Source organism: Achromobacter sp. (genome assembly GCF_036567245.1).
In the GTDB taxonomy this organism is placed as follows: Bacteria; Pseudomonadota; Gammaproteobacteria; order Burkholderiales; family Burkholderiaceae_B; genus Achromobacter.
Window position 1 is genome coordinate 1 of record NZ_DATCUY010000229.1, and the last position, 5,805, is coordinate 5,805.

Genomic DNA, 5,805 nt, shown 5'->3' on the forward strand with positions numbered 1-5,805 from the left:
AAGCCGCTGCAGGCGCCCCCGGCCGCGCTGCTCAGCGCGCCCGCGCTGCCACAGACCGCCACCTGCACCGGCGCCGCGGACATGGTGCTGATCCACTCCGCCTGGTACAGCGCCGAATCGCGCCCAGCATTGGCCCGCGCCGTCAGCGACGCGGAGCCGGCCTGCCACTGCAAGACCTTGCGCGCGCCGTCCTGCGCGGCCAGCGTCACGGAATGCTGCGCGGCGACCACCAGGGAGTACGTCAGGATCCCGTAAAACACCAGGAAGAACACCACGAATACCAGGGCGAACTCCACGGAATAAGAACCGCGCTGAAGGCGGCCAGGCCCAGATAAGCGGCATAGGGAATCTGGCGCGCCCGGTTGCTCAGCGCCCAGACCTGCGACACCGCCAGATACAGCAGGCCATGCAGGCCGGCCAGCACGCTGGCCAGCGCCAGCGTCACCATCAACGGCGCGAAGCCCAGCAGCAAGCCGAGCACGGCGATGGCCTTGATATCCCCCGCTCCCATGAGGCGCCAGCGCCACAGCGGCAGGAATGGCACTGCAACCAGAAAGCCGGCCAGCGCCATCAGCCATCCCGACCAGCGCGGCGGATAGGCCCAGCCGGGCGCCAGCAAGGCTGCCAGCAGCCATAGCAATTGGCCCGCGAGTCCCGCGACGATCAGTCGGTTGGGGACGCGGCGATAGCGCAGATCGGCGTGGATCAGCGCAAGAATCCAGCATGCAAACAACAGCCACCACAGCACTACCCCTGGATACAAGGCAAGACCTTCTGAGAAATCGGATTCGACGACAGGCGCGTCGTGACTGACGCGGACTCCTTCAATCAAGCGATGCCATGTTGCGGGTACGCGCCGCGGCGGTTAGAAACACAACGCCGCCACGACGCGGACAGGCTTGCGACTTAGGTCGGAGGCGGGGTGCTGGTGCCGGTCTTGGCGTTGTCCAGCTTGGTGCCTAGTTCCTCGAACATGCCTTTCAAGGACCCGGTAAATGTACCCACCGCAACAATGAGGGCTACCGCCACCATTCCTGCGATCAGCCCGTACTCCAGGGCGGTGATGCCGTCTTCGTCATTCCAGAACTGCGCAAGTGTTGCTTTCATGTCGAGCTCCATAGGTCTCGATTGGTAACCGGGCCGTTCCTCAAGAAGCAGAGCCAGCCCCCTAAAGCCTGGAACCGCCCACGCGCCGCGCTTGTTGCCGCGGAGCGCGTCCAGGGTCCAGCTAACCCGGCCCCGGCGTAGCTCCGGGCAATCTGTCCGTAGCCACGCCAGGGGCCGATTCAATGATCGAGTCGATGCGCTGCGCCGTGCGCGCGCGAAAACGTTCGGAGGCGCGCTGCAAATGCCAGCGCATGAGGAGCAAGGTGACCGCCGACAGCGCGAAAGCGATATACGGCAGCATGGCGCCGCCGATATGCAGGCCGACGGCGTCGTTCGTGGTCGTGCAGATGACCGCGCCCGCAGCCGCGCCGGTGTAATGCATGCCGCAGACCGCGACCGCCATCAAAATGGCCGCGCCGATGCGCTGGCGCTCATTCTGGGTATTGAAGGCGAGCCAGAGCGCGGCGGTGGCCGCGACGACGGCGACCAGTACCGACAAAACCACCAGCGGCAGATTCCAGAGCAATACCGCCGGCATGCGGACGGCGCTCATGCCCACATAATGCATGGAAGCCACGCCGAACCCTGCGGCGCAGCCCCCGACCAGGCAACGGAGAAAAGTGAAGCGTTCCCGGCCGACATACCAGAATGCCCAACCGGAAAACCCGGCGGCGACCATGAAGCTGAGTATCGTCAGGCCGACCTGGTAGCCGACCGCAAAAGGCAGGTTCTGCGCCAGCATGCCAATGAAATGCATGCTCCAGATACCCACGCCGCCCATCGCCACCGCGCCGATGACGATATAGCCGACGCGGATTTCACCGTCCTGGGTTTCTGCGCGGATACCCGCCGCGGCCAACAGCGCCACATACGAACCCAACGCCGCAATCAGGAACGAAAGCGCCACCAGACTGCCGTTGAAGGAGAGCGGAACGACATCGCCCGGGCTCATCTGCGCTCCCTGTGTGGCAAGCGGCTGCGGCAGTGCGCGGCCGGCAAGCTGTTGCAGTGCTTCTTGCGGTAATCCCCAGCCATCTTTGCCTCCGGGCGGGCCCACACATTTTGCGTATTTTTGATACGCATCTTTAGTTTATATATTGCCAAATCATACACATCAGGGTTTTTACTGAATTTCGCGATATTGCGACAGAAGATGTGTAACCAACCCTCCTAAGTTTTCGAAAACATTAATAAAAACAGCGAAATAGCACTTATCTTTGCCCGCGAATATATTCCGCAACAATAGAATATTCGGAAAGAATGTAAATTCGCCGACTTTATGCGGGCTGAATTTGAAATGAATTGTCATTCAACGGGAAATAATGGCACCATAGGCCCACCTATAAATGCAACGTTTTCTTAACACTGTTGCCACCCTTTTCCATTCGATACTCGATCGATATCGGCTATCCGTCCAGAAGCGCCAGCGGAAATGAGAGACGAAAAAGGCAAGAGAAGCATGTCCCCGGCGAGTCCGCTTTGCCTCGCCCTCTTTTGCATACTGGCAACCAGTTCCCAGGCACGGGCGGAAGGCCCCCTCCGCGGAAACCCGGTGGACGCCCTGCCGCGGCTGGAGCGCCCGCCCTCGGCGACCCAGCCCCCGCCTTTTGTCCAGACCGCGACGCCGGAACAATTGGCCTTGCAGGCCCGGCTGGCGCAGCGCATCGTGCCGCGCAATTTCGACGTCAGCGGCGTGCGCGCCATTCCGTTCGAGGAAGTGTCCGGCATGCTCAGTCCGCTCGCGGGCAAGGAGATCAGCCTGGGCGAGCTTGTCCAGGAGGTCGACAAGATCACCCAGCTCTACCGCGACAAGGGCTTTCCCCTGTCGTTCGCGCTGCTGCAGAACCAGACCTTCGCCAACGGCCTGGTCGTGGTGACGGTGGTCGAGGGCTACATCGGCAACGTGCGGATCGAAGGCGACATCGGCAATGCGCAGGACCGGCTTGAAACGCTGGCCGCACCGATGCTGGAAGAGAGGCCGCTCAAGCAGGCCACCCTGGAACGCCAGTTGAACCTGATGCGCACCGTGCCTGGCGTCAAGTTCACGCCCAGCCTGGATCTGCCCCGCCGCGCCGATGGCGCCACCGAGTTGGTGCTGGCTGCCAGCCGCCAGCCGGTCAGCGTGACCGGCGGCGTCGCGGACCTGGGCACCGGCATGCAGCCCGTGGTGAACGCGGGGACCAACAGTTTGACTCCCCTGGGCGAACAGGTGAAGCTGACCGCTTCGATCCCCTTCAATACCGACGACGTGAAGTACGTGTCTGGGGAGATCCGCGTGCCGATCGGCGCGGACGGTCTGGCCGTGAAAATCGACGGCTACCACTACGACGCCCGGCCCGAGGACGACGCGATCGAAATGCTGGGTTTCGAGCGCCGCGTGAGAAACGACCGCATCGGCGTCGGCGTCAGCTACCCGTTCCTGCTGAACAACACCCGCTCGCTGACCGGGACTCTGGGCGTCTACGCCGCCAACTCGAAGGACCGGTACGAATCCCGCAGCACCGACCGCTGGCTGCAGCAGGATGCGCAAGTGCGCGCGGCGACCGCGGAAATGCGTTATATCCAGGTGTCCGAAAGCAAGGCCACGGACGTCGCGCTGAGCGTAGCCAAGGGCTTTGACGCCGCTGGCGCCAAAAAGGACATCTCGACCAACTACGGGTACTCCGCGACCCCGGTACTGGACCTGGACTTCACCCGCTACAACCTGAACGCCAAACAGACCTTTCTGCTGCCGGCCCAGATCGGCCTGGTGTTTTCGGGCGCCGCGCAGTACTCCAGCAATATTCTGCCGTCGTCCGAACAGGTCTCGTACGGCAGTTGGCGCTACGCCATGGGCTATCCGCAGGGCGAGCAAAGCGGCGACAAGGGCGTGGGCGTCTCGGCCGAAGTCAACCGCCGCTTCGGCGTGGGCTGGGAATACCTTTCAAGCGTTCAACCCTACGCCCTGATCGACTACGCGCGCACTTGGTACAACAACAAGGACCTGCAGACCCTGAACCAGCGGCACCTGTCTTCCGTGGCCCTGGGTTTGCGCTTTACCGACGACAAATACTATCTGTTCGATTTCAACCTGGCCAAACCGGTGGGATCGGCCACGGTCAACGACAGCCGCAGCGTGCGCTTCAACGCCAACTATTCGCTGTTCTACGACGCGTTCTAGCCCAAGCGGCGCCAGACGCAGCAGACTTGCGGACGCCCGTCACGACGGGCGTTTTTTCTTGCCCGATTGCCGCTCGCGTTACGTAACGTCCGCCGTAACGTAACGTCGGATAAGCGGCCATTCGTAACATTCACAGGCTCCCCTCGATCGCAAATATGCGGTTTTTCCAGATTTAAGGAAAACCCTTAATTTTATTTATATCCTATTGATAACAAAGCACTTTAATTCATCAAAAATTTTGGTATTTGCCGTTTGGAACAGTGCTTGAAAAATCTTGGCATGGTTTGTGCATGAAGGAGCGTATCGGGTTGTTTCCTAGCCTGACTCTTCCAACAACAGGAGCTCGCCATGCATACCCATTCCGAAGCACGCCGCCTGCAACGTATTCTGACCGCTACCGTCATGGCCACCGCGCTTGTCAGCGCCCTGGCTGCTTGCGGCGGTGGTGGCGGCAGCGGGAAAAAGTCCGCGGGCCTGCCGGGAACGGACATTCCGACCAATCCGGGCGGCGGCGGCGGCCTCAACCCTGGCGGTACCAATCCCGGTGGCACCAATCCCGGTGGCACCAACCCCGGCGGCACCGACCCCGGTGGTACCGACCCCGGCACGCCACGCGTGAGCGGCGTGCTGGAAACAACGCTGGGCAATACCGGCGGCGCGGTTGACAACACCCTGCCCCTGAACCTGGACAAGACGCTGGGCGGCGTAGGCAAGGCCTTGGATCCCACGGTCAAGCCAGTGGTGGACACGGTGGTCGGCTTGACGCAGCAAATCGGCGCCACGACCGGCCTGGGGCAACCCGCGGACGGCGTGGTCCGCCAAGTCGGCGGACTGGTCAGCGATCTGGGCACCACCGTCAAGGGCTCAGGCCTGCCTGGTGGCCTGGGCGCCGGCGTGGGCGGGCTGGTGGACGGTCTGGGCAAGACGGTGGCCAGCACCGGCGGCCTGCTGCATGCGGACGCGCAGAATCCGAATCCCCTGACGACCGTACTGGGCAACGCCACCGGCGCCGTAGGCGCCTTGACCGCGGGCCTGTCGGGCCAGGGCGGACTCTTGCAGCCCCTTACCCAAGTGGTTGGCGGCGTGACTGGCGGCGTGCTGGGCGGCCCCTCGACACCACTGCTTGAACCCGCGCTGGGGAATGTCGGCAAGACGGTCGACAACGTCCTGCCGCTGGGTCTGCAACCCACGCTCGCAGGCGTGGGCGGCGCGCTGGATCCCACCGCCAGTCCGCTGGCCGGCACGGCCATCGGGCTGACCCAGAAAGTGGGCGACACGACCAAGCTCGGCGCGCCAGTCGCCGGCCTGCTGAGCAGCCTGGGCGGCACGGTCACCAATCTGGGCGGCTCCTTGCCCGGAGGCGTGGGCGGCTTGAACGGTGTGCTGCAAGGCCTGGGCGGCGCGGTCGCCAGCGCGGGCGGCGTGCTCCATGCCACGCCGGGAAATGCCAACCCCTTGGGGGCGACGCTGACGAACGCCACAGGCGCGCTGGCCTCGCTGACCGGCGGCCTGGGCCTGGGTGGCGTGACGGGCGGTTT

At 63.5% G+C, this 5,805-nt stretch carries 6 protein-coding genes; 2 read left to right on the forward strand and 4 right to left on the reverse strand.

Annotated elements, in window-relative coordinates; genetic code table 11:
* The 4 genes from VIR09_RS10040 to VIR09_RS10055 form a co-directional block, all read right to left on the reverse strand.
* The coding region (locus VIR09_RS10040) for a TadE/TadG family type IV pilus assembly protein (RefSeq protein ID WP_332012729.1) at window positions 1-296 on the reverse strand (296 nt) is incomplete at its 3' end.
* On the reverse strand, window positions 242-763 hold the full coding sequence (locus VIR09_RS10045) for an A24 family peptidase (RefSeq protein WP_332012730.1): 522 nt from the start codon (window positions 761-763) through the stop codon (window positions 242-244). The genes VIR09_RS10040 and VIR09_RS10045, both read right to left, overlap by 55 nt.
* Before the next feature lie 143 nt (window positions 764-906).
* The gene (locus VIR09_RS10050) at window positions 907-1,107 is read right to left on the reverse strand and encodes a Flp family type IVb pilin (protein ID WP_332012731.1); all 201 of its coding nucleotides are present in this window, start codon (window positions 1,105-1,107) and stop codon (window positions 907-909) included.
* 121 nt (window positions 1,108-1,228) lie between these two features.
* On the reverse strand, window positions 1,229-2,059 hold the full coding sequence (locus VIR09_RS10055) for an MHYT domain-containing protein (protein ID WP_332012734.1): 831 nt from the start codon (window positions 2,057-2,059) through the stop codon (window positions 1,229-1,231).
* A gap of 507 nt (window positions 2,060-2,566) precedes the next feature.
* On the opposite strand from VIR09_RS10055, the gene VIR09_RS10060 reads away from it, so the two are divergent.
* Both VIR09_RS10060 and VIR09_RS10065 read left to right on the forward strand, forming a co-directional pair.
* On the forward strand, window positions 2,567-4,267 hold the full coding sequence (locus VIR09_RS10060) for a ShlB/FhaC/HecB family hemolysin secretion/activation protein (protein WP_332012732.1): 1,701 nt from the start codon (window positions 2,567-2,569) through the stop codon (window positions 4,265-4,267).
* A gap of 348 nt (window positions 4,268-4,615) precedes the next feature.
* Window positions 4,616-5,805: collagen-like triple helix repeat-containing protein (locus tag VIR09_RS10065; protein ID WP_332012733.1), on the forward strand; the 1,190-nt coding region annotated here is incomplete at its 3' end.